The organism is Haloarcula rara (genome assembly GCF_029338235.1).
Classification (GTDB): Archaea; Halobacteriota; Halobacteria; order Halobacteriales; family Haloarculaceae; genus Haloarcula; species Haloarcula rara.
On sequence record NZ_CP119785.1, the window covers coordinates 2,171,064 to 2,193,968 of the forward strand.

Annotated in this window: 24 protein-coding genes, 1 tRNA gene and 2 pseudogenes; 14 read left to right on the top strand and 13 right to left on the bottom strand. The window is 66.5% G+C overall.

All coding sequences use genetic code 11. From position 1 onward, the window contains the following. The first annotated feature begins 32 nt into the window (after positions 1–32). Positions 33–1,483 (top strand): annotated as a pseudogene (locus P1K32_RS11465) (HPP family protein). Positions 1,484–1,513: 30 nt separating this feature from the next. Here P1K32_RS11465 and P1K32_RS11470 read toward each other — a convergent pair. Further along, positions 1,514–2,674, bottom strand: a complete 1,161-nt coding sequence (locus P1K32_RS11470; RefSeq protein WP_276249868.1) for an NAD-binding protein — start codon at positions 2,672–2,674, stop codon at positions 1,514–1,516. Between the two features lie 114 nt (positions 2,675–2,788). Between P1K32_RS11470 and P1K32_RS11475 the strand changes: the two are divergent. Next, positions 2,789–3,312, top strand: a pseudogene (locus tag P1K32_RS11475) (DUF5817 domain-containing protein). Next, positions 3,309–3,653 carry a hypothetical protein gene (locus P1K32_RS11480; RefSeq protein WP_276249869.1) on the top strand — a complete coding sequence of 115 codons (345 nt, stop codon included), beginning with the start codon at positions 3,309–3,311 and terminating at the stop codon, positions 3,651–3,653. The pseudogene P1K32_RS11475 and the gene P1K32_RS11480 overlap by 4 nt, the downstream one beginning before the upstream one ends. Here P1K32_RS11480 and P1K32_RS11485 read toward each other — a convergent pair whose 3' ends face one another. The 4 genes from P1K32_RS11485 to P1K32_RS11500 form a co-directional block, all read right to left on the bottom strand. Further along, positions 3,654–3,782 (bottom strand): hypothetical protein, encoded by a 129-nt coding sequence (locus P1K32_RS11485; protein ID WP_276249870.1) that lies wholly within the window; start codon positions 3,780–3,782, stop codon positions 3,654–3,656. Positions 3,783–3,878: 96 nt separating this feature from the next. Then, positions 3,879–4,439: a DUF7504 family protein gene (locus P1K32_RS11490; protein WP_276249871.1), complete on the bottom strand. Its 561-nt coding sequence runs from the start codon at positions 4,437–4,439 to the stop codon at positions 3,879–3,881. Then, positions 4,436–5,965, bottom strand: a complete 1,530-nt coding sequence (locus tag P1K32_RS11495; protein ID WP_276249872.1) for an ATPase domain-containing protein — start codon at positions 5,963–5,965, stop codon at positions 4,436–4,438. Before P1K32_RS11495 ends, P1K32_RS11490 begins: the two co-directional genes overlap by 4 nt. Before the next feature lie 83 nt (positions 5,966–6,048). Continuing rightward, the gene (locus P1K32_RS11500; protein WP_276249873.1) at positions 6,049–6,480 is read right to left on the bottom strand and encodes a universal stress protein; all 432 of its coding nucleotides are present in this window, start codon (positions 6,478–6,480) and stop codon (positions 6,049–6,051) included. Between the two features lie 211 nt (positions 6,481–6,691). Between P1K32_RS11500 and P1K32_RS11505 the strand changes: the two genes are divergently transcribed. Both P1K32_RS11505 and thrS read left to right on the top strand, forming a co-directional pair. Continuing rightward, positions 6,692–7,267, top strand: a complete 576-nt coding sequence (locus P1K32_RS11505) for an HTH domain-containing protein (protein WP_276249874.1) — start codon at positions 6,692–6,694, stop codon at positions 7,265–7,267. Positions 7,268–7,424: 157 nt separating this feature from the next. After that, positions 7,425–9,353: a threonine--tRNA ligase gene (gene thrS / locus P1K32_RS11510; RefSeq protein WP_276249875.1), complete on the top strand. Its 1,929-nt coding sequence runs from the start codon at positions 7,425–7,427 to the stop codon at positions 9,351–9,353. 18 nt (positions 9,354–9,371) lie between these two features. On the opposite strand, the gene P1K32_RS11515 is transcribed toward thrS, so the two are convergent. Next, positions 9,372–10,220, bottom strand: coding sequence for a PspA/IM30 family protein (locus P1K32_RS11515; RefSeq protein WP_276249876.1), 849 nt, complete (start codon positions 10,218–10,220; stop codon positions 9,372–9,374). A 94-nt stretch (positions 10,221–10,314) separates the two neighbouring features. Between P1K32_RS11515 and P1K32_RS11520 the strand changes: the two genes are divergently transcribed. The 6 genes from P1K32_RS11520 to P1K32_RS11545 all read left to right on the top strand — a co-directional run bounded on the left by P1K32_RS11520 (position 10,315) and on the right by P1K32_RS11545 (position 14,669). Next, complete coding sequence (locus tag P1K32_RS11520) at positions 10,315–10,950, top strand: alpha/beta hydrolase (RefSeq protein WP_276249877.1); 636 nt, start codon at positions 10,315–10,317, stop codon at positions 10,948–10,950. 57 nt (positions 10,951–11,007) lie between these two features. Beyond that, complete coding sequence (locus P1K32_RS11525) at positions 11,008–11,196, top strand: hypothetical protein (RefSeq protein WP_276249878.1); 189 nt, start codon at positions 11,008–11,010, stop codon at positions 11,194–11,196. Positions 11,197–11,290: 94 nt separating this feature from the next. Beyond that, complete coding sequence (locus P1K32_RS11530; protein WP_276249879.1) at positions 11,291–11,689, top strand: DUF7344 domain-containing protein; 399 nt, start codon at positions 11,291–11,293, stop codon at positions 11,687–11,689. An 84-nt stretch (positions 11,690–11,773) separates the two neighbouring features. Then, the gene (locus tag P1K32_RS11535) at positions 11,774–13,438 is read left to right on the top strand and encodes a CTP synthase (RefSeq protein ID WP_276249880.1); all 1,665 of its coding nucleotides are present in this window, start codon (positions 11,774–11,776) and stop codon (positions 13,436–13,438) included. Beyond that, positions 13,438–14,355 (top strand): glutamine-hydrolyzing GMP synthase, encoded by a 918-nt coding sequence (gene guaA / locus P1K32_RS11540; RefSeq protein ID WP_276249881.1) that lies wholly within the window; start codon positions 13,438–13,440, stop codon positions 14,353–14,355. The genes P1K32_RS11535 and guaA overlap by 1 nt, the downstream gene beginning before the upstream one ends. A gap of 2 nt (positions 14,356–14,357) precedes the next feature. Continuing rightward, entirely contained in the window at positions 14,358–14,669 is a 312-nt protein-coding gene (locus tag P1K32_RS11545) for a DUF7126 family protein (RefSeq protein WP_276249882.1), read from the top strand. Positions 14,670–15,015: 346 nt separating this feature from the next. On the opposite strand, the gene P1K32_RS11550 is transcribed toward P1K32_RS11545, so the two are convergent. The 3 genes from P1K32_RS11550 to P1K32_RS11560 all read right to left on the bottom strand — a co-directional run bounded on the left by P1K32_RS11550 (position 15,016) and on the right by P1K32_RS11560 (position 17,550). After that, complete coding sequence (locus tag P1K32_RS11550; RefSeq protein ID WP_276249883.1) at positions 15,016–15,687, bottom strand: MBL fold metallo-hydrolase; 672 nt, start codon at positions 15,685–15,687, stop codon at positions 15,016–15,018. A gap of 54 nt (positions 15,688–15,741) precedes the next feature. Next, positions 15,742–16,566, bottom strand: a complete 825-nt coding sequence (locus tag P1K32_RS11555) for an aldo/keto reductase (RefSeq protein ID WP_276249884.1) — start codon at positions 16,564–16,566, stop codon at positions 15,742–15,744. A 132-nt stretch (positions 16,567–16,698) separates the two neighbouring features. Further along, positions 16,699–17,550, bottom strand: a complete 852-nt coding sequence (locus tag P1K32_RS11560; RefSeq protein ID WP_276249885.1) for a MogA/MoaB family molybdenum cofactor biosynthesis protein — start codon at positions 17,548–17,550, stop codon at positions 16,699–16,701. Positions 17,551–17,670: 120 nt separating this feature from the next. Between P1K32_RS11560 and P1K32_RS11565 the strand changes: the two genes are divergently transcribed. From P1K32_RS11565 to P1K32_RS11575, 3 genes are all read left to right on the top strand, one after another. Next, positions 17,671–17,832 carry a hypothetical protein gene (locus P1K32_RS11565; protein WP_276249886.1) on the top strand — a complete coding sequence of 54 codons (162 nt, stop codon included), beginning with the start codon at positions 17,671–17,673 and terminating at the stop codon, positions 17,830–17,832. Positions 17,833–17,990: 158 nt separating this feature from the next. After that, positions 17,991–18,293 carry a DUF7977 family protein gene (locus P1K32_RS11570; RefSeq protein WP_276249887.1) on the top strand — a complete coding sequence of 101 codons (303 nt, stop codon included), beginning with the start codon at positions 17,991–17,993 and terminating at the stop codon, positions 18,291–18,293. Positions 18,294–18,353: 60 nt separating this feature from the next. Next, complete coding sequence (locus tag P1K32_RS11575) at positions 18,354–20,144, top strand: histidine kinase N-terminal 7TM domain-containing protein (RefSeq protein ID WP_276249888.1); 1,791 nt, start codon at positions 18,354–18,356, stop codon at positions 20,142–20,144. Positions 20,145–20,187: 43 nt separating this feature from the next. Here the strand turns inward: P1K32_RS11575 and P1K32_RS11580 are convergent, their stop codons facing one another. The 4 genes from P1K32_RS11580 to P1K32_RS11595 form a co-directional block, all read right to left on the bottom strand. After that, on the bottom strand, positions 20,188–20,748 hold the full coding sequence (locus tag P1K32_RS11580) for an NUDIX hydrolase (RefSeq protein ID WP_276249889.1): 561 nt from the start codon (positions 20,746–20,748) through the stop codon (positions 20,188–20,190). Positions 20,749–20,887: 139 nt separating this feature from the next. After that, positions 20,888–21,748, bottom strand: a complete 861-nt coding sequence (locus P1K32_RS11585) for a DUF4013 domain-containing protein (protein ID WP_276249890.1) — start codon at positions 21,746–21,748, stop codon at positions 20,888–20,890. Positions 21,749–21,984: 236 nt separating this feature from the next. Next, positions 21,985–22,058 (bottom strand) — tRNA-Ile (locus P1K32_RS11590). A gap of 272 nt (positions 22,059–22,330) precedes the next feature. Beyond that, positions 22,331–22,882 carry an FxsA family protein gene (locus P1K32_RS11595; RefSeq protein ID WP_276249891.1) on the bottom strand — a complete coding sequence of 184 codons (552 nt, stop codon included), beginning with the start codon at positions 22,880–22,882 and terminating at the stop codon, positions 22,331–22,333. Between the last annotated feature and the right edge of the window lie 23 nt (positions 22,883–22,905).

Sequence of the window (22,905 nt, forward strand, 5' to 3'; positions counted from 1 at the left end):
GTGCTTAGGATGGCCGAGACCCAGGCATAGATATGTTCGACGAGTTCGGCCAGCGTATCCGGAGGCTCCTGGAACGGCTCCGCCGCGCCGAGCGACGAGAGCTACGGGAGTTTCGCCGCTGGGCGGAGACGACCGACCGGCTCGTTCACCTTTCGGTGCTCGTGTTCGTCCCGCTGCTCATCGGGCTGGTGACGCTGCTGTCGAACGCCGTCCCACAGCTTTCCTTCCTGCTCTTTCCGCCGCTGGCCTCGGGCAGTTACACGCTGTTCGTGGACCCGCGCGGGAAGTACGCCGACCCCGTGCAGTTCGTCGCCGGGCTGACCATCGGCGCGGCCTGTGGGCTGGGGGCGCTGTGGGTGTCGACAGCGCTGCTTTCGTCCCCTTCGGGACAGTTTCAGGTGGCCGCCGGGGCGGCGGTGCTCGCGACGCTGGCGACGGGGCTTATCACGTGGCCCTTCGACATCGAGGAGCCCTCGGCGTACTCGACGGCGCTGCTGGCGCTTTTGGTCCAGCCGTCCCAGCGACTGACCTTCCTGGGCAGTATCTTCCTCGCGAGTGCCATCGTCGCCGTTGTCTTCGTCGTCTGGCGCAACCGCTTCTACGACCGCCGGGCGACCGTGCTGTACGAGTCGACCACCGGTGACGACCACGTGCTGGTCCCGATGCGTGGCGAGCACGCCCACGCGACGGCGATGCTCGCCGCGCGCCTGGCCGCGGCCCACGAGGCCGGGAAGGTGGTGTTGCTGGATATCGTCGGTGACACCGAGGCCGCCGAGACGGAACGGGCGATGCTGAACGGCGGCATGGGGGTCGCCGGCGTGGAGGCGGCCGGCACCGATGGCGAGGTGAGCGATGCGGTCCGCGAGCGTGTCGAGCGCCTGGAGTCCCGCGCCGCGACCGTCGAGACGCGCGTCGGCGTCCCCTGTCAGGTCGTGGTCGCGACCGGCGAGGAGTCGGCGGCCGCGACGACGTTGCAGGCCGCCGAATCGACGAACTGCGACCTCATCGCGCGCCATACGAGAGCGAACACGGCGCCCTGACGACGTATCTCCGGGAGCTGTTCCGCGGTCGGTCGGACGTACTCGTCCACCGCTCGCGCAACGGCCGCACCCGCTGGCGCCGGGTGCTGGTCCCGGTCAGGCGGGCCAGCGACGTGGCCCATCACATGGTCGATTTCGCCGTGCGCCTGGCCGGCGGGAGCGGCCGCGTCGCCGTCGCGACCTGCATCGGCGACGGCGGGGACCGGCGTCGCGCCGAGTCGATGCTGGCCGACCTCGCCGAACCGTTCGTCGGCGATATCGAGACCCGCGTCAGCGGTGCCGACATCCACTCGTTTCTTGGCCGGGCGAGTACGGAGTACGACCTGGTGATCATCGGGGCGAGCCAGGACCGCAGCGCGGCCTCCCGCTTCATCACGCCGCCGACGTTCGAGCGCCTGGACGACCTCGAGACGGACGTCGCTATCGTCGACCGGAGCCGCTGACTGGTGGGCTGTAATCTCTTTTTCGCCCGGTCACAGGTCGGTTTTCTCTTCGACGTCGAGAAGATGGTCGGCGACGGACTCCATGCCTTCGCGACCCAGCGCCGACTGGACGAGCAGGTGCCCGCCGATTACCGCCGGGCTGATGACGGTGTCGGCGCCAGCCCGCCTGAGCTTCTCGACGTTTTCGCGGTCGGTCGCGGCGGCGACGACGTTTACCTCGGGGTTCAGCGCACGGGCGGTCAGTATGCCCAGCGCGTCCTGCGCGTCGTCGTTCGTGGCAGCCACCACGGCCAGAGCGTCGTGGATACCGGCCCGTTCCAGGGGCACCTCGTCGCTGGGGTCGTCAGTCAAGACGGTGATGTCGCGCTGCTGGAGCCGTGTCGCCTTCTCCTGGTCCGGTGTCACGACGACGAACTGCGCCGCGCCCGTGAGCTCTTCGAGTATCGGTTCCGTCAGGTCGCCGTAGCCGAGGACGACCACGTGGTCCTCGAGCAGGTCGAGTTGTGCGTCAGTCATGTTCCCGAGTGCCTCCGAGAGGCGTTTTTCGATGGCGGGTCCCAGCAGGGTCCCAAGCGCGATGGCGAAGCTGGCCGTTCCCAGCAACACCACCGACATCCCGAACAGCGTCGCCCGATCGCTGGCCGGCGTCACGTCGCCATAGCCGACCGTACTGGCCGTCACGAGCGTGTAGTAGAAGGCGTCGGTGAGCGTCGTGACGCCGTTGAACTCCTCGCGCAAGGCCCACGTGCCGACCGTGCCGTACACCTGGGCGCCGAGCAGGGCCGCCCCGGCTGCCAGCTGGGCCGTCGAGAGGTCGAACTCGCGGTCGAAGCGGTACCGGTTGACCAGCAGCGTCGGCAGCGACACAAGCGAGAGGACGACAAGCGGCGCCGACAGCGGCGACGACTGGACCACGCCCTGTAGCGCCGACACCGGGAGCAAGACGACGGTCAGATACCATGCGGCCCGCAGCCGCCGGCGCAGTCCCGTGACACTCACGAGCAGCGTAAACCCCGTCAGTGCCCCGGTGAACCCGGCGGCCTGCTGGAAGCTCGCCGGGATGAACGTCTCCAGTGTCCCGCTGACGGGGGCGGTGATGTTCGCCACGCCGGTGACAAAGGAGAGTATCGCGACGAGCGTCGGCAGCAGTATCGTCGCCCGGGCGCTCAGCCACTCCCGCGACCAGTCCATACCCCTCTGTCAGTATCGGACGGGGTAAATGTACTGTCCCTGGCTCGGTTGTGTGGTTGCGTGACGCGCCGCCAAATCCGAACGTTCAACCCCGAACCGGCCCTACTGCCACCTATGTATGCGGTCGTCGGCTGTAGCGAGTGCAGCGCCCTCTGGGTCGTCGAGGGCCGCCCCGAGACGAGCCAGTGTCCCCGCTGTGGGGGGCGCCGCCAGCACGCCAAACGCCGGAAGTTCGTCGAGACCGACGACGAGGACCACGCCCGCGAGGTGCGCTCGTCGATGCTCGCCAACCGCCAGGGCCACGGTGACGCCTTCGCGGAACTGGATTCGTTCGCCGAGATGGACCGCCAGGTCGACGATGCGGGCGTCGACGACGAGACCTACCTCGAAGCGTCGGGTATCGACAGCGAGGCCGTCGCGTCGGCCGGCGACCGGGCCGACCAGGGTCCGGCGGCGGGCGCAGCCGGAAAGAGACCGTCCTGCAGGCCCTGCGCGACCTGGACGAGCCGACCGAGGCGGACGTGGTCGCCTACGCCACAGAGCGCGACGTCCCGGCCGACTACACCCGGCGAGCGCTCGCGAAGCTCGTCCGGGCCGGCCAGGTCAGCGAGTCCGGCGGGAGCTACCGGCTCGTATGACCGACCTGGAACTGGAGGCCGGGCCGGCCGCCGTCGGGTCCTTGGTCGGGCTCGCCGGGATACTCTTCCTCGCCGCGCCGGTCGTCGCCCCGGTCCCGATTGGCGGACTCCGGGTCAGTCCCGTCGCGCTCTCCGCTGTGGTACTCACCGCCGGTTTCGCGCTCGGGACCGTCGTCTTCGCGCTGCGGGGCCGGCGGCTGTTCGCGATGGCTCACGGCGTCTTCGCGGTCGCGTGGGCGCTGCTTGTGGCCGGGCCGCTCTTCGGGAACGGCGACCTGTTGCTTGCCGGCGTGGTCGTGCTCGTCGCCGGCGTCGGCTTCCTCGTGAGTCAGGCACGCTGATCACAGCCAGCCGGCCATCTCAGCGAGGGTCGCCAGCGCGAGGACGATAGAGACGACCTGCTTTACCAGCGCAAGCAGCCGCTGTGCGGACGCGACGGGCGAGTCGGTGTCGGGTTCGTTGGAGGACATAGTGGACGTCCGCGGGGACTGCCCGTCGGACGCATCGGAACTACTGCCGGCTCCGAGAAAAGCGACGGCCACGGCCCCGTGGCGAAAGTGAAACTGTCAGGTCAGGTCGACGGCCTCGTCGAACAGCGGTTTCAGGCGGCTGACGGTCTGGTCGTCGTGGGCGCCCGGGTCGAGATGGAAGTGAGCGACGGCGTCGGCGTCCCGGAGCTGGCCGGCGAACATGTGGAGGAACTTGAAGACGGGCTGTAACTCCGCGAACTGCAGCATCTCGGTCATCGAGTCCATGCAAGCGACGAGCTGGCTGTCGTCGTCGTGGTCGTTGAGGTAGTTGTTGAGCCGCATCCCCAGACCGGTGATGTCGTTCGGGTTCGCCGTCGTGACGAAGACATTCTCGGGGACGTTCTCACCACTTGGCTGCTTTCCGGGCTGGTCGCCGACGACGACGATACCCATCCGCCCGGGCAGCTCGCCGTGGTGGTCGCGCCACTGGGCGACGAGATCCGACGGTGTGCCGGAGTAGGTGACGTGCAACACGTCGAGGCGGCCGGGCGGGCCGGCGCCCTGCAGGTCGAGACAGGTCGTCCGTTTTTCGTCACTGAGGGAGGGGGCCATCACGATGACGTTCGTTCCGGGCGCTGGGCTGTCGGATGCCGTCATTGGTGCCCGTCGCCGAGGGTCGCTTCGGTACTACCGGCGCCAGGCGGTTGCTGGATTCGCATATAGGGTTCTCGTTCGATGTACTCGACGAGACGGGTCGAGCCCATAAACCCGCTGGGTGACTTCTTGAGTTCGATGTACTGCAGCCCCTTGTCGGTCACCCAGGTCTCCAGCGTCTGCCAGGCGCCGTTCTCGTAGAACGCGGCGAGTTCGTCGTCGATTGTCGCGGGGTTGAACATATATATCGAGGTGTCCCCCGGCAGGTAGAGGTTCTCCTCTTCCCAGAACCGTATCTGGCGGAGCTCGTCGTCCGACAGCACCGGCAGCTGTGCCTCGACGTTGAGGACGCTGAGCATCGGCCGGTCGCCCCGGCGGTCGTCGATGGTGCGGAAGACGGCGGCTGGGTTGTCGGTGTCGTGCTCCTGTGGCTTGAACACGTTTCGCTTGGTGTTCTCCCAGATGTTGGCAAAGTCCACCAGAAAGAGCTCGTCGTTCGCCAGCATATCCGCCATGTCGCCGATGCGCTCGTCGATGATGGTCCGCAGCCGCTTGGGCGGCAGTTCCACGGGCGGAATTATCGTGATGGGCATCCCCGCCTCGCGGGCCTGGACCATGAGGTTCGTCAGGATGGAGTGGGGGCTGGCTTGCCCGTCGTGTTCCAGCAGCAACGTCCCGCCCTCGACGATACCGCCGCCCATGAGGCGGTCGAGCCCGTCGATGCCCGTGGTCATGTGGTCCGAGGGGACGAACTCCCCGGGGTGGGTCCGCAGCCGCGGCGAGATGCGCAGCCCCTCGTGCGTGAAGCTCACCTCGTGGACGCGGGTGTCGTGGTCGACGCCGCGCATCTTCACGACCTCCAGGAAGCGGTGGTAGTCGCCGCCGACGTTCTCCCGCCACAGCCGGAGTACGCCGTGGGTGTTGAACTGGACGGCGTCACTGGCGGCGACTGTCTTGACGTCCTGCTGGGTGAGGTCGGGCTGGGACTCCTCGGCGGTAAAGACGGCTGTCGCGCCGAACTCGTCGTTGAGCAGGCGGATGAAATCCAGTAGCGTCCGGCGGAACACGTCCTGGTCGTCGCCGATGGCCGACAGCCCCGAGACGGAGTCGAGCACGACCCGGTCGGCGGGGGCGAACCGTTCGAGGTACTGGGTGATGTACTGGGACTCGAAGGGCGCCGAGTACTCTCCCCCGAGCATCTTCCCGCCTTCGAGGGTTTCGAGCGTGAGTTCACGGCTGTCACCGCCCTCGACGGTCTGGCCCGGGGTCGCGTGCAGCGACGTGACCGTGAGGTTGTCGTGGTGGAGGTCGAAGGCGAAGTCCTCGAAGGCGTCGGCCAGCTCCTGGAAGGTCTGTTCGGTGCTGATGTACAGACAGTCCTCGTCGCGGGCCACCCCCTCGGCGAGGAACTGCATGGCCAGCGTGGATTTCCCCGTTCCCGGGCCGCCGGTGACCAGTACCGTCCGGTTTTCGGGGAGTCCGCCGTCGAGGATGCTGTCTAGGGTCTCACTGCCTGTCGGGACGGACATGTGATTATCTGCCCGCAGTTAGCAATCGCCCCGTAAATCACTGATGCCAACAGTATCAGTCCTGAAACTCCTCAGTGCCACTGCTAGTCGATGTGGACCACGAGGACGGGGACCGGCGAGCTCTCGACGACACGCTCTGTGACGCTCCCAAGGTTGGCCACCCGGTCGCGCCCGGTGCGCCCGTGGGTACCCATCACGACGAGGTCGATATCCGCCGATTCCGCGTAGTCCACGATGGCCTTGTGGGGAATCCCTTCCTCCATTCGCGTCTCGACCTCGAGCCCGGCTTCCTCGCCGCCGACCCCGATGTCGTCGAGCGCGACTTCGCCTTCCTCCTCCAGGGACTGGCGCACGTCGTCCTGCGTGTCCTTCTCGGCGGCCAGTACGAGCCGCCGGTCGACCACGTAGAGTCCGTGCAGCAGGGCGTCGTTGTCGCGGGCGATGGAGACGGCGTGGGAAAGGGTCTCCGTCGTCCCGGCACTCCCGTCGGTCGCGACCAGTACGTTGTCGTACATCCCGTGGGACTGCGTCCCGACGGTACATAGTACTCCCTGTTGGCACACCGCACGGTATCGGCTCTCCCGCCGTGGCCCGCGTTCAGTCGAAACCTCGCTGCTCCGCGGTTCCCGACGGTCACCGCGTCGCTTTCGAGGCGTCTCGCAAGCGAGACGCCTCGCCAATCATGCCATACACTTTTGCTCCCGGCAATCTTTGCTAGTTACTACCATGCATGGGGAGCATCAGCCGGTGGCGGACCGGGCGGAGCTATACGTCCGGTCGCTGCTCCCGGAGGGGTACAGCCAGCAGCAGGCGGCCACGCTGGACCGGGTCGACGGCCTCATCGCGGACGGTGTCGTCGGGGAGCGGCAGGTACAGGTGTGTGGGCACCAGGTCCCCGCGTCGGTCGCCGCGACCCGGACCGCGGCCGGCGAGCGGCTCGTCACCCGACTGACCGCCTTCCAGGCGTGGGCGAAGCGAAACGACTGCTCGCTCGCGCCGGCGATGGAACTCCGCTCAGTGGACGACTCACTGGCCGACGCTCACTACCGAGCGCTCCGTCTCCCCGCCGTGTTGCTGGCCGAATACCGCGACGGTGACCTCCGCTGTGTGACGCCCCACCACGACGGGGAGGCGGTCCGAAGCGTCGGAGACCGCCTCGACGAGCTGGCGACGGGAGAGCCGACGACCTTCGAGCCGCTCCGACAGACCACGCGCCTGACTCCCACCTCGGCCATGGAATTCGAGCCCGAAGACGGCGACTCCGAGGAGCGCGACACCGAGGAACCCGCCCTGCTCACGTAGCGGTACGGCGTTTCCGTCCGTCGATATTTATCACGGCGTGCGCCCGACGGCCGATGACTCCCGTCGGCCGTCTCCGTGCTCTCGCCCTCGCTGCCTTCCTGGGGACCGCGCCACCATCTCAATACACTTATCCCCGGCCGCTGTCGTAGCGTGGAGTATGAGTACGGTCACGGTCACACTGCCCGACGGGTCCACGCTCTCGATGGACGAAGGCAGCACGGTCGAGGACGTCGCCTACGAAATCGGGCCGGGCCTCGGTTCGGACACCGTCGCGGGCGTCGTCGACGGCGACTTGGTCGATAAACACACCCCCCTCATCGAGGACGTCGAACTGGTCATCGTCACACCCCAGAGCGACGAGTACGTCGACGTACTGCGTCACTCGGCCGCCCACGTCTTCGCGCAGGCGCTCCAGCGGGAGTTCCCCGAAGCGACGCTGACAATCGGACCGTGGACCGACGACGGCTTCTACTACGACGTCACCGGCGTCGACTTAGACGAGGACGACCTCGAAACCATCGAGGCCGAAGCCGAGCGCATCATCGAGGCCGACTACGACATCGAGCGCGAGGAGGTCCCCCGCGAGGACGCCTTCGAGCGCTACGAGGACAACCCCTTCAAACAGGATATCCTCGAGACCGAGGCCGCCGACGAGGACCCCGTCTCCTTCTACCAACAGGACGACTTCTACGACCTCTGTCAGGGTCCCCACGTCGAATCGACCGGCGAGATCGGCGGGTTCGCCCTGCTGGAGATATCCGCGTCGTTCTGGCGCGGCGACGAGGACAACGAGACCCTGACTCGCGTGTACGGGACGGCGTTCCCGACCGAGGACGGGCTCGAAGAGTACCTCGAGATGCGAAAGCAAGCCCAGGAACGTGACCACCGGAAGATCGGTCAGGAGATGGACCTCTTCTCCATCGACGACACCACCGGGCCGGGGCTCCCGCTGTACGAACCCAACGGCAAGAAGATCCTCAACGAGCTCTCCGACTACGTCGGCCAGCTCAACCGCGACGCGGGCTACGACGAGATAGAGACGCCCCACGTCTTCCGCACGGAACTGTGGAAGAAGTCGGGCCACTACGACAACTACGTCGACGACATGTTCCTGCTGGAGGTCAACGACGAGGAGTACGGCCTCAAGCCGATGAACTGCCCGGGCCACGCGACCATCTTCGACCAGAAGTCCTGGTCCTACCGTGACCTCCCGGTGCGGTACTTCGAGGACGGGAAGGTCTACCGGAAAGAGCAGCGCGGCGAGCTGTCGGGGCTCTCCCGAACGTGGGCCTTCACCATCGACGACGGCCACCTGTTCGTCCGGCCCGACCAGATCGAACAGGAGGTGCTGGCGACGGTCGACATCATCCTCGACACGCTCGATACGTTCAACCTCGACTACACGGTGCAGTTCGCCACCCGGCCCGAGAAGAGCGTCGGCGGCGACGAAATCTGGGAGAAGGCGGAGAACCAGCTCGAAACCGTCCTCGAGGAGCAGGACATCGACTACGTCGTCGAAGCGGGCGACGGCGCCTTCTACGGCCCGAAGATAGACTTCGCCTTCGAGGACGCCCTCGGTCGCAACTGGGACGGACCCACGGTCCAACTGGACTTCAACATGCCCGAGCGGTTCGATCTGACCTACACTGGCGAGGACAACGAGGACCACCGCCCGGTGATGATTCACCGCGCGCTGTATGGCAGCTACGAGCGCTTCTTCATGGTGCTGACCGAGCACTACAACGGGAAGTTCCCGCCGTGGCTCGCCCCGGAACAGGTCCGCATCCTCCCCGTTTCCGACGACAACATCCCCTACTGCGAGGAACTGCAGGCCGAACTCGACGACTTCCGCGTCGAGATAGAGGACCGCTCCTGGACCGTCGGCAAGAAGATTCAGGTCGCCCACGACGACCGGGTGCCCTACATGCTCATCATCGGCGACAACGAGGAGGAGGCCGGCGATATCTCGGTCCGCGACCGGAACGAGCGCGAGGAGAAAGGTATCGACCTCGCGGAGTTTCGCGACCACCTCGAAACCGAAGTCGAACAGCAGCGCACCGCCGTCACCTTCCTCGCCGGTCGGTAACCTCGCCCGACACGCCGATTATTTCTTCTCCTCTTTTAGCTCGTCGAGTTCGGCCTCGACTTCGCTGTCGTCGACTTCGCTGATGGTGTCGTCTTCGAGTTCGTGTTCGAGCTCTGACCCGAGGGGTTCCTCGTCGCCGTCCTCGCTCGCCTCGCCCTCATCCACACGCTCCTCGCCCATCTCCGCTTTCAGCGTGTCCAGCTCGGCGTCGACCTCACCGTCCTGCTGGACCGTCTCCAGCTCTCTGTCCAGCTGGCTGCGGTCGTCGAGCTGGTTCTCAAGGACCCCGTCCTCCCGGAGCTCGTCCATCGCCTGCGAGCGGGCCTCCATGTCCTCGGTGCGCTCCTCCGCGCGCTCTATCGCTCGGCTCACGTCCTCCATCTCGTCGCCCGCACCGGTCATGGCCTCGTTGACCCGCACGGAGGCCTTGGCGGCCTCGTGTCGGGCCTTCATCGTCTCCTTTTTCGTCCGGAACTGCTCTATCTGGCGCTGGAGCTCGTCTTTCTGCTCGACCAGCTGGTCCTGCTGGGACTGGAGCTGGCTTATCTGGCCTTCCAGCTCCTCTATCTGGCTCATCTTCTGCTTTTTCTTCTCCAGGGCCTGCCGTGCGAGGTCGTCGCGGTCCTGCTTGACGGCCTGGCGGGCCTGGTCGTTGTGTTTCTCGACGTTCTCTTCGAGCCGGCGCTTCTGAATCTCCAGACGCTTCTTCTGGGTCGTCAGGTCTGCGATACCTTGCTTGACGTCTTGCAGTTCGTCGCGGAGCTGTTCGTAGCTGTAGTCCAGCGTCTCGGTCGGGTCTTCGGAACGGTTCAGGACGGCGTTGACCTTCGACCTGATGACGTACGATGCGCGCGAGAGGATTCCCATATCCCACATTTCGGGTCTCTGACCTTAAACTTCTTTCATGCGGTGGGTTCACCGTGTCGACAGCTACACGCGCCTCGCGCCCGACAGTCGAGCCATGAGCGACCCCGTCGTGATATCCGGCGGCCGCGATGTCCGCGGGCGTCTCGACGGAGGGACGGACGCAGAACCCACGTCCGTCGACGGAGGGACGGACGCAGAACCGACGTCCGTCGACAGCCCCGACACAGACAGCGTGGTCGTGGCCTGTCCGCCCCACCCACAGCACGGCGGCACACGGTCTGACCCGCGGCTCCGGGCCGTGAGTGACGGCCTGGCTCCCGACGTGGCCTGTCTCCGATTCGACTACGGCGAGTGGGACGAGGGTGAGGGCGAGACCGCCGACGCCGAGCACGCCGTCGCGTGGGCCGCCGACCGTTTCGACAGCGTCGGCCTGTTCGGCTACAGCTTCGGCGGCGGCGTGGCGCTGCGGGCGGCCGCCCGCGCCGACCCGCGAGTCGCGGCCTGTTCCGTGCTGGCGCCGGCCGCCGACCCCGACGTGCTCGAGGCGCTGGACTGTCCGCTGCAACTGGTCGTCGGCGAGCGCGACACCGCTGTCGACTGGGCGCCGGTGGCCGACCGCGCGGCGGCGCTTGGCCACGCGGTCGAGCGGCTGCCGGCGACCCACCAGTTCCACGGTGCGTTCGATAGGATCTCACAACTCGTTGGCCGCTACCTGGCGACACGGCTGTGACGATGGCCGGCAATCGCCGGCCGAGTACTTATTCTATATACTACAAAATAGGGGGCTATGTCCACGGCCAATCGACTGCCGACCATCAAGCGGGCCAGCCACGGCGCGGTCTCGCTGGCTGCCGGCTTCCTGGCCGGTCTCGCGCTGTTTCTCTCTATCGGCGCCTCGACGGGTGACGCGGTGTTTTCCGCCCTCGTACTCTCGGCGCTGGTCGCGCTCACTCGCGCACTGACCCGTGGTGTCTGAGGCCCGTACCGCTGGGACAGATGGCCGCTATCGTGTCCGTATCTGGGACGAACACTCATAGATTCGCTCGTGATAGACCAGTCGTGGTGTCTCTGTGGACACGAGTACTGAAATTCGACCGGGCGATGAACTGACGGAAGACCGAATATTCACCCTGCTGTCGATGGGACGCCGGCGCGAGCTGCTTCGGGCCGTCGACCAGCTGGGCAGGGAGGCGACAGTCGGCGACGTCACCAACGAGATAGTCACCGGCGAACACGGGACAGACGCCGGCGCGAGAGCGCGAAAGACGGTCTACGTTTCGCTGCATCAGACACACCTTCCCCGACTCGTCGAGGCGGGCGCACTCGTCCACGACGCCCACGAGAAGACGGTTCGCCTGACCGAGCGCGGCGACGTGTTGCTGGCGTATCTCCGGTTCGACCCGACCGCCGAGCGAGCGGGACTGCTCTCCAGGGTGTTCCGACCGGGCGGGCACAAGCGCGCGAAGTAGCCACTACCGCGGGCGACAGTGCGAGCGAGTGGCGAAGATGGCGCGCTCCGAAACCGTTTTGAGGGCACGGGATTCACCGACAGTATGCCGACCGAACCCGAAACGGACTACGACCCGGAACTGGGTCGCAAGTTCATCTTCGTCACCGGCGGCGTGATGTCTGGCCTGGGGAAAGGCATCACCGCCGCGAGCACGGGCCGCCTTCTGAAAAACGCCGGGTTCGACGTGACCGCGGTCAAGATTGACCCGTATCTCAACGTCGACGCCGGCACGATGAACCCCTTCCAGCACGGCGAGGTGTACGTGCTGAAAGACGGCGGGGAAGTCGACCTCGACCTGGGGAACTACGAGCGCTTTCTCGACATCGACATGACGTTCGACCACAACGTCACCACGGGGAAGACCTACCAGCACGTCATCGAGAAGGAGCGCGCCGGCGACTACCTGGGCCGCACGGTCCAGATCATCCCGCATATCACCGACGACATCAAGCGGCGCATCCGCGAGGCCGCAGAGGGCAACGACGTCTGTATCATCGAAGTCGGCGGTACCGTCGGCGACATCGAGGGGATGCCCTATCTCGAAGCCCTGCGCCAGTTCGCCCACGAGGAAGACGAGGACGACATCCTCTTTACCCACGTCACCCTCGTCCCGTACTCGAAGAACGGCGAGCAGAAGACAAAGCCCACACAGCACTCCGTGAAGGAACTGCGCTCTATCGGCCTCCAGCCGGACGTGCTGGTCGGGCGCTGTTCGGACAAGCTCGACATCGACACGAAAGAGAAGATAGCGCTGTTCTGTGACGTCCCCACCGACGCCGTCTTCTCGAACCCAGACGTCGACGACATCTACCACGTCCCGCTGATGGTCGAGGAAGAAGGCCTGGACCAGTACGTCATGGAGCAACTGGACATCGCCGAGGAGGCCCTGCCCGAGGCCGAGCGGGAGAACCGCTGGCGCGAACTCGTCACCCAGCAGACCGAGGGCGAGGTCGACGTCGCGCTGGTCGGCAAGTACGACCTCGAGGACGCCTACATGTCAGTCCACGAGGCGCTGAAACACGCCGGGCTGGAGAAGAACGTCGACGTCAACGTCGAGTGGGTCAACTCCGAGAAGATGCCCGACCACCACGAGAGCCGGATGCGCGAGGCCGACGCCATCGTCGTCCCCGGCGGCTTCGGGACGCGGGGCACCCAGGGCAAGATAGACGCCATCCGGTACGCCCGCGAGAACGACGTGCCGTATCTGGGTCTCTGTCTTGGCTTCCAGCTCGCGGTCATCGAGTACGCCCGCAATGTCCTCGGACTCGAGGGCGCGCATTCGGCGGAACTCGACGAGGAGACGCCCCACCCCGTCATCGACATCCTCCCCGAGCAGTACGAGGTCGAAGATATGGGCGGGACGATGCGGCTGGGCGCCCACGAGACCGACATCGAGCCCGGGACGCTGGCCGCGTCACTGTACGGCGAGGACTCCTGTACGGAACGACACCGCCACCGCTACGAGGTGAACCCGGAGTACTTCGACGAACTCGAAGCCGCCGGCCTCAAGTTCTCCGGGCGCTCGGCAAACCGTATGGAGATACTCGAACTCGCGCCCGAGGAACACCCCTACTTCATCGGGACGCAGTTCCACCCCGAGTTCCGCTCGCGGCCAACGAGAGCCAGCCCGCCCTTCGTCGGCCTGCTGGAGGCCGTCCTCGGTGACGATCCACACGGCGTCGACGCCGAGACGGAGGTGAGCCACTGATGGTGAACCCCGAAGAGTTCATCGACGAGAAGATCGAGGAGATAGCCGACGAAGTCGGCGAGAAGAACGCCGTCATCGGCCTCTCCGGTGGGGTCGACTCCTCGACTGCGGCCGCGCTGGCCTACGAGGCTATCGGCGACCAGCTCACCGCCGTCTACGTCGACACCGGGCTGATGCGGAAAGGCGAGACTGACGAGATCCGCGACACCTTCGACTACATGGAGTCGCTGCGTATCGTCGACGCGAAAGATCGCTTCCTCGAGGAACTGGGCGGCGAGACCGACCCCGAAGAGAAACGCCACATCATCGGCGAGCAGTTCATCCGGGAGTTCGAGACCGTCGCCCGCGAGGTCGACGCCGACTACCTCGTCCAGGGGACCATCTACCCCGACCGCATCGAGAGCGAGGGGACCATCAAGTCCCACCACAACGTCGGCGGCCTCCCCGAGCGCATCGACTTCGACGGCATCGTCGAACCGATGCGGGACCTCTACAAGGACGAGGTCCGCGAGGTCGCTCGCGCGCTCGACCTCGAAGAGATAATCTCCGAGCGGATGCCGTTCCCCGGCCCCGGCCTCGCGGTGCGCATCATCGGCGAGGTCACCGAGGAGAAGCTGGAGGTCGCCCGCGAGGCCAACCACGTCGTCGAGGAGGAACTCGAGGAGTACGAGCCGTGGCAGGCGCTGGCGGCGGTCATCGGCAAGGCCACCGGCGTCAAGGGCGACAACCGCGTCCACGGCTGGGTCGTCGCGGTGCGGTCGGTCGAATCGCGTGACGGCATGACGGCCCGCGCCCAGGAACTGGACTGGGACACCCTCCAGCGGATGCAGAGCCGTATCACGGGCGCCCACGAGAACGTCGCCCGCGTCGTCTATGACGTGACACACAAACCGCCCGCGACCATCGAGTACGAGTGACGATGGACATTATTCTCGTGGGGGACGACCCCGAACGGATGCGCGACGCTCTCGAGAACGAGGGCCACACTGTCACCGTCGCCGACGTGGGGAATCGTCCGGGGCTGGAGGAAGCCGGCGTCATGGACGCCACGGTGTACCTCCTGACGGAGATGGACCAGGCCACCTCCATCGTGGTCGCGAAGGACCTCAACCCCGAACTGCGCGTCGTCGTCTACGCCGAGGGGTCGCTGCCGGACTTCGCCAGCCGCCAGACCGACCTCGTCGTCGACCCGAACCTGCTGAACCCCGACGCAGTCGCCGAGGAGCTGTAAGGGGGAACCTCGGTTTTTGATTGCTATCTAGTGAGACAGCGCTGCAAGAGCCAGAAAGCCCCGGCGGGCTTCGGTCGAGGGCTTCTCTGCGCTCCTCGCCTCCCGCTGGTCGGCTTCGGTGCTTGTATCAGCCGTCTTCCCGAAGCCCGCCGCCCCTTTCAGTCCCACCCATAGCTGGTTGGGCAGTCACCGATGGGCGGGACCGAAAGGGACCGGTTGCTTGACGAACCCGGACGATGCAAGCACTGGACGGAAAATAGTGGGGAAGCACACAGCGAGTCCCGGGAGTCGAGCAACCGGGGGCTTTCTGGCTGTTGGCACATCTATTCGATACCTCGAATCTCCCTCACAACCGCTTGACAATATCGGATAGCCGCTCGCTCCCGCCCTTCTTGAAGGGAACGCCGTGGCCCATTCCCGCCACCTCGAACTCGGGCGCACGCTCGACCAGCGAGCGGACGCTCCGCTCGACGGCCGCGGTGTCGTAGCTGATGACCCAGGGCGAGGGTTTCAGCCGCCCGCCGGACTCCCGGACCAGGTCGCCTAGGAACGCCGTCGACAGCGACTCGCTGACATAACAGACGTGACCCGGGGTGTGTCCCGGCGTCTCGTAGACGGTGAACGTGCCGACGGTGTCGCCGTCGACGACGGGTTCGACCGGATTGTCGGGCGGCGAGGCGAGCGGTCCGCCGAGTCGCTGGATGAGTCCCTTGTGATTCGACAGCGGCGGTTTCCGCTCGCCGGTCACCAGCGGCGCGTCGGCCGCCCCGACGTGGATTGTCACCTCGGTACCGTCGAACGCGCTCAGTCCGCCGACGTGGTCCATATCGAAGTGCGTGATGAGGATTCGGTCGAGGTCACGCAGTTCGAAGCCCGCCGCACGGAGCCCGCCGATGAGCTCACTGGCGTGAAAGGCCGTTCCGGCGTCGACAAGTGTCAGGCTGCCGTCGTCGACGAGGAATGCGTTGGTTCCCGTGAGGTCGTACCACCACACGTCGTCGGCAAGCGTGGTGACCATACCGGCGCTACGGGCTCAGGGTGAAAAATCGTCTCGAAAGTGGGCGCCGGCCGCTCAGAACGGGAGTTGCGACCGGACGAACTGGACGCCGGTCTTGGTCTTGGACGGGTCCCGAATCCACGCCATCTCATCGTCGGTTAGCTCGAAATCGAAGATAGCCATGTTCGCTTCCAGATGCTCGCGACTCGACGCCTTGGGGATGGTGGCCACGCCCGCCTGCTGGACGAGCCAGCGCAGCGCGACCTGTGCGGGGGACTTGTGGTAGCGGTTGCCGATAGTGACCAGGGCGGGGTCGGAAAGGACGCCTCCGCGAGCCAGCGGGCTGTAGGCCGTCAGCAGGACGTCGTGGATGCGACAGTAGTCCAGTAGCTTCTGCTGGTCCCAGTAGGGGTGGTACTGGACCTGGTCGGTGAGGATAGGCGCATCCGAGAGCTCGCGGGCCCGGTCGAGACGCTCGGGCGAGAAGTTGCTGACGCCGATATGCTCGACGACGCCGTCGTCGACGAGGTCGTTCATCGCGTCGAGGGTCTCTTCGAGGGGTGCCATCCACGGCGTGTTCGGCCAGTGGATGAGCAGGCAATCGAGGTACTCTGTCCCGAGCTTGTGCAGGCTCTCGCGGGTCGATTGCCGAACCGACGTGGCGTCCCGGTTCGAGCCGTCGAGTTTCGTCACCAGAAACACGTCCTCGCGGTCGACGTCGGCGGCCTCGATGCCCAGGCCGACCTGGCGTTCGTTGCCGTAGGCCTGTGCCGTGTCGACGTGGCGATACCCCAGCTCCAGAGCCGTCTGGACCGTCTCGGTACACGTCGGACCGGTCAGCTGCCAGGTACCCAGGCCGAGCGCGGGGACCGAGGTGCCCTGGACCTCGATGGTTTCCATACCCGAGCTACTGCCGCCAGCGGGATAACAGCGATGCCAACAGCGGCCGTCCGCGGATGGTGGCGCCCGAGCCGACGGCGATGTCAGGCGTGCCGCGACCGGCGGCGTGCAGAGTCGCGCCGTCTCGGCCGCTCACTCGTCGAGCTGGTCGACCAGTACCGGCGCTTCGGTGGCCAGAATCTCTCCCACCGCCAGCTCGGCCGCCTCGACGTCGCCCGGCAGACAGAAGACGAGCGTTCCGTCGCTGATGCCGGCCGTCGACCGGACGCCGACGATGCCGGTGCCGATGTGGTCGGCCAGGCGGGCGCGAAACGCCTCGCCGAAGCCCGGCAGGGCCTTCTCCAGGAGGGGATGGACCGCCTCGATGGCCATCTCGTCGGCCGCCAGCCCGACGCCGCCGACGGTGACGACGACGTCGACGGCGTCCCGGTCGACCAGGGTGTCGACCATCTGCTGGATGGCGTCGTAGCCGCCCCGGAGGCGCTCGCGCCGCACGACTGTGTGTCCGGCTGCCTCGAACGCCCCCGTGACGCTGTCTTCGAGCGCGGCCCGGTCGCCCGACACCGTCACCACGGCCACGTCGACCGCGCGGCTCGGCGGGGTTGTCCCGGCCGTCTGGGCCGCTGGTGCCGTCTGGGCGGTGCCACCGGCCGTGACTGCCGCCTCGCTGTCGCCGTGGGTGGCGTCCGCCGACGTGGTCGCGTCCGCGAGCGGGTCCTCGTCGGCTCGCTCTGCCGCCGAGCCGTTGTCCTCGTCGGCTCGCTCTGCCGCCGAGCCGTTGTCCTCGACCAGTGGGTCCGTTGAGGCCGCCGGCTCTCCGTCGGTGTCCGTACTGTTCCCCGCCGTTTTGTCCCCCGTATCGTCGGCCGCCCCGGTAGCGTCGTCCTCGCTCGACGATTCGCTGTCCGCCGAGTCCGACTCGGACTCCGACTCGTCGTCGATGGTAGGGCCACGCCGGGTGTCACGGGACTGGAAATCGACCATATCGGCCCAAAGGCCGGGACCCGCTAAATGGTTGTCCCGCACATAGCTTTCGAATGTCGCCGACATATTTGTAAAATATCGCGCAGAAAATTTATATAAAGGAGCATAAATACATTACATATGGAAGGGGTGTACCACGTGGTGTGTCACAAGTGCCCGTTCGAGGGGCTCTACGGGTCGGCCACGCACGCAACTGTAGAGCGCACGGCACACGAACAGGAGTACGACCATCGCGTTAGCTCCCTCCAGATTGAGCGACCGACGCCGCCGACCGAGGTGTGACCGACCGACCGCCAGTGTTTTGCAGTCGCTGACCCGACGGTGAGCTATGCAGGCTGTTCAGGCCGCTGTCAGGGGCCGGCGTCTCGCCCGACGAGCCCGACCTGAGGGAACAACGATTCGCTCGGCCGGGCACTCGGTCGCGCAGGCAGGTGCATTCGATGGGTGACGACGCGCCCGACGACGCGCCCGACGACGGCTACGTCCACCGCCCCAGCGGCGAACCGCCACGCCAGGCCGATACCAGCGACGAGTTCGGTCGTGAGGGATGGGTGCTCGTGGGGATGATTATCCTCGGATTCCTCGTCGTCCCCACGGCCATCCTGGTCCTGCCGGCCGCCCAGGGTGTTGTCCGGTCGCTCGGGCTGACGCTTCGGGCCGCCTATCTGGCCCTGCCGCTCGTCCCGGCGTTCCTGCTGGGGGCCATCGCGGTGTGGTCGGCACTGCGCTCGCGGCAGTCGTAGTATCGGAGTCGATACTCGGCCGCGAACGTTTATACAGGCGTCTACCCACCTCCGTACCAAATGGTCTCTACGCCCCTCGCGGTGGTCCTGCTGGCCGCCGTCGTCGGGATGGGCGTGGCCGGACTGGTCTGGCTCCACCGCGACCGGCCAGGTGCCGGCCCGCTGGCCGCATTCGTCATCTCGGCCAGCCTCTGGGCCGTCGCCCACGGGCTCGAACTCGCAGCACCCGGTGTCGTACTGATGGAACGGCTGGTCCAGATGCAGCTCACGCTCTCGGTCGTCGTCCCCGTCGCGTGGCTCGTGACGGTGCTCGAGTACACGGGCCACCCGGGCTGGCTCACCCGCAAGCGGGTCGCGCTACTGTTGATAGAGCCCGCCGTCTTCGTCACGCTGGTGTGGTCGAACGGGGCCCATCGGCTCGTCTTCCGGAGTGTCACCGTCGCCACGACCGCCGAAACGAGCACGCTGGTCCCCGTCTGGGGGCTGGCCCGCTGGGGCCACCTGGCGTATATGCTCGTGTTGATACTGGCGGGCGGGGTCTTGCTCATCCGGATGATGCTGCGAACCACCGAGCATTTTCAGGGCCAGGTGCTCGCGCTGCTTGTCGCCATCACCGTCCCGACGGTCGGCCACTCCATCCACGCGTTCGACCTAGTGCCGGCCTCGTTTGACCCGACCAGTCTCGGCTACGTCGTCTCCGGTGTCGTGCTGTCGGCGGCCATGTTACGGGGCCAGCTGTTAGACGTCGCCCCCGTCACCCGCGACCTGGGCCGGGAGGCGGTGTTCGCCGAGATGGACGACGCGGTCGTCATCGTGGACGGGTCGGGCCGCATCGTCGACATCAACGCCGCCGCCACGGTCTTTTTCTCGGCGGGTCCCGCGGAGCTGTCGGGTCGGGAACTGGCTAGCGAACTGCCCGACCTGGCCGAGACCGTCCCCGAGGCGGGCAAACGCGCCCAGACCGAGACCCGGCTGGAGCGCGACGGCGCGGTCCGGTACTACGACGTCCGAATCACGCCGCTGTACCGCTCCTACGGCGTCGTCTCGGGCCACCTCATCAGTCTCCGGGACGTGACGAACCGCCGCCAGCGCGAACAGCGCATCGACGTGCTCAACCGACTGCTCAGACACAACATCCGCAACGAGATGAACGTCGTCCGGGGGAACGCCGACCTGCTGACCGACAGCGTCGACCCGGCCGAACGGGACCGCATCGACCGCATCGTCCGGACCGTCGACAGCATCGTCGACCGGAGCAACAAGATCGGCCGCGTCTCCGAGGCCCTCGAAAGCGAGCGCGCCAGACCGGTCCGGCTGCCGGAACTCCTGGAGACGGTCGTCGCGGACGCCCGGGAGCGCTACCCCGAGGCCGATATCTCACTCTCCTGTCCCGAAGCGTGCTGGGTTGACGGCTCGCCGGCGCTCACGCTGGCGTTCGAGGAGCTGCTCGACAACGCTGTCGAGCACAGTTCCACGAGCCCTGACTCGCAGGCTCGCCAGGACGCTGTCGAGCACAGCTCGACGGGTAGTCGACAGGCGGCGGACGGCGCCCTCGAACAGGTCGCGGCCGCGGTGACCGTCGACATCGAGGTCACTGTCGGGGACGACGGCGTCGTCGTCCGGGTCAGCGACGACGGCCCCGGTATCGCCGACCACGAGCGGGAAGTCATCCTGGCCGGCGAGGAGACGCCGCTCCAGCACGGCTCTGGGGTGGGGCTCTGGCTCGTGAAGTGGGTCGTCCGCAACGTCGGCGGCACGCTCTCCTTTGGGGACGGTCCCGGAACGGCCGTCGAGATAGAGCTCCCGGTGGCGGCGCGGCCGCCGACCGCGGACAGGCAGACTGACAGGTAGAACGCGGACGAGTCGGCGACGGACGACTCGCCGACTGCGTGAGCTACCGTTCTTCGTCGCGGCGCATCGCGATTTCGAACCACGGACAGAGCCGGAGCTGCCGGTAGTACTCCGGATGCTCGTCCAGGCGGTCGTAGGGCGCCCACATGAGGCCGTCGACCTCCTCGGGGTTCGGGTCGAGCGTCGTGTCGGTCAGTGTCGCCTGCAGGACCGCACAGACCTCCCACTCCAGGCCCGCGTTCTCGTAGTAGCGCTTGTACTCGAAGCGGTCGGTCACCCGGAGGTCCTCGTACTGGTCGGGCGTGATACCCAGTTCCTCTTCGAGGCGTTCCTCGGTCGCCTCGACCTGGGTCTGGCCCTCGACGGGGTGGGAGGCGACGGTGCCGTCCCAGTGGGTGTCCCAGAGGCGCTTTTCGGCCGCGCGCTGGGCCAGCAGAATGTTCCCGTCCTCGTCGAACAGCAAGGCGGTAAAGGCACGGTGTCGGATACCGTCGCCAGTGTGGGCGTCGAGCCGGTTGACGAGACCCTGTGGGTTGTCGTCGGCGTCGACCGCGATGACGTCTTGCTCGGCGTTCTCGTGTTGCTCGTCGGCGTCGGAGGTCATGGCTGCTAGCACACCCGGTGGTGTCTTACGCGCTTCGACTTTTGACGGCGCTCGGGCGGGGGAAACCAGCGACACCTGCCAGTGTGGGTCGTGACGGATGCGAGACGCGATACTCGACTGCGAAAACGCGTTCTGCGCCTCAGTCCCACCGATTCCCGTCGGTCGGGTCCGGGCCGCTGTAATCGTCGTCCGCGTCGCTCGTCCCGCTGTCGTCGGGCGTGCTCTGGGTGGTCGTGGTGTCGGCGTCCGCGCTGGCGGCGCCCGCACCCGCCGTGGTTCCGGCGGCCGCATCGGGGCCCGTCTTGGTCGGCCCGTCCGGAATCTCCGGCAACTCACCGTGTATCTCCCGGTACGCGTCGGCGAAGCCGCTCGCCCAGACGAAGGCGATAGCCGAGAAGCCGACGAAGAAGATGAACGGGACGACGAGCAGGCCGATAATCGTGATACCCACGACGGTGCTGACCACTTGCATGAGGATGCTGATGACGATGGCGAACCCGACAGCCCGCAGCATCGTCCGGCTCGTACAGACCCGCTTCAACACGTTGACGTCGAAGCCGGCCGCGAGCTCGTCTTTGAGGACGAAGTTCGACAGCGCCACCGGCACTACGATGGCCAGTAGCAGGCTCCCGGCGAAATTAAGCACGAACCCGACGAGCGACCCCAGCAGCGAGAGAATCTCGATGCCGGCCACGGCTCCGATAAACGAGATGACCGCCGACGGTATCCCGGCGACGAGGCCGACGACGATACCGTAGGCGAACAGTATCGCGAACGTCTTGGCGCCCTGGATAGTGAGGTCAACGATGTCGAACTCGCCCCACGACGGCGGATTCTCCGTGTCCCCGCGGAGGACCCGCCGTACTACTTCCATCATATAGCCGTACACGGTGAGAACCGGTACGAAGAGCCAGAAGAAAAACAGTAGCACGCCGCCGATTCCCACCCGCTTGATCCAGTCTTCGCCCTGCGTCTGGTAGCGCAGTGCCGCTTCTAACATAGTATCGTAGCAATTCGTAGTTGCCTGTAAATAGCTTGTGACTGGCAGTAAACACTACTGCAAGTGGTTCACTTGCTCCCCAGTCCGGTTTCGGAGCTATTGGACACACTACTGTCCGGTGTATGCGCAGCGCCGGCTCACCTCAGCGGGCAGACCCGCCGCTCAGAACAGTTCGGACCGAAGATGAAATGGCTGGGGAGTTTTGACCCCAATGACGGCAAAGCCGTCGGTTGGAGTGGGCCAACTCGGATTTGAACCGAGAGCCTCCCGGTTATCAGCCGAGCGCTCAACCTGATTGAGCTATTGGCCCAGGTGAGCGCATCTGAGTATTCCCGAGGGGTATAGAAAAGGGTGACGTTTCACCACCGCGGTGTCAAACCGCCACAGGGCGTGAGCGTATGCTGCCCCTGCTCCACGGGTCGCTACTGCTCTGCGGTCACCGCTCCGCTTCGAGGCGTCTCCCGTCGTCGTCGGGCGGCTCTGCCGCCCGACTGCCCGAGGGACCGCCGGTCCCTCGCTGGTCGACGCCTCGCTATCGCTCCCCGTTCCGCTTCGAGGAAGCTCCTTGCAGTCGCTTCCTCGCTACTTGTCTTCTGACTCTTCGAAGTCCACGTCGGTCGCGTTGTCGGGGTCGAAGCCGCTCCCCGAATCGCCGGAGGCGTCCGGCCCCGGACCGGTCGCGCCCGGCCCGGCAGCGCCCTCCTCGTTGGGGAAGCCGCCGATGTACACCTGGCCGGAGGCGAAGCCGCCGGTCTTGGCGTCGATGTAGGGGCGGACGACCCACCGGCGCACCGCCGCGCGGATGGGGTAGCGGGTCGGCGGCAGGGCGAGCAGCAGTCCGACGAAGTCGGTCACGAGCCCGGGCGTGAGGAAGAACGCGCCGGCGGCGATGAGCAGCCCGCCGTCGATGAGCTCGTTTGTCGGCACCTCGCCGGTCGCGAGCTTCTGCTGTATCTTCTGGAGCGTGGCCCGCCCCTCCGCCCGGACGAGTAACATCCCGACGAGGGCGGTCAGGACGACCAGGGCGACGATGACCAGCGGCGGGACCGAATAGACGACGCCCGTCGCGAGCGCGACGAGCAACACCGCGTCGAACAGCGGAATGAGCAACAACAGGGCGATTGCCCGGAGCATACCCTCGATTGCAGGGCCTTGGT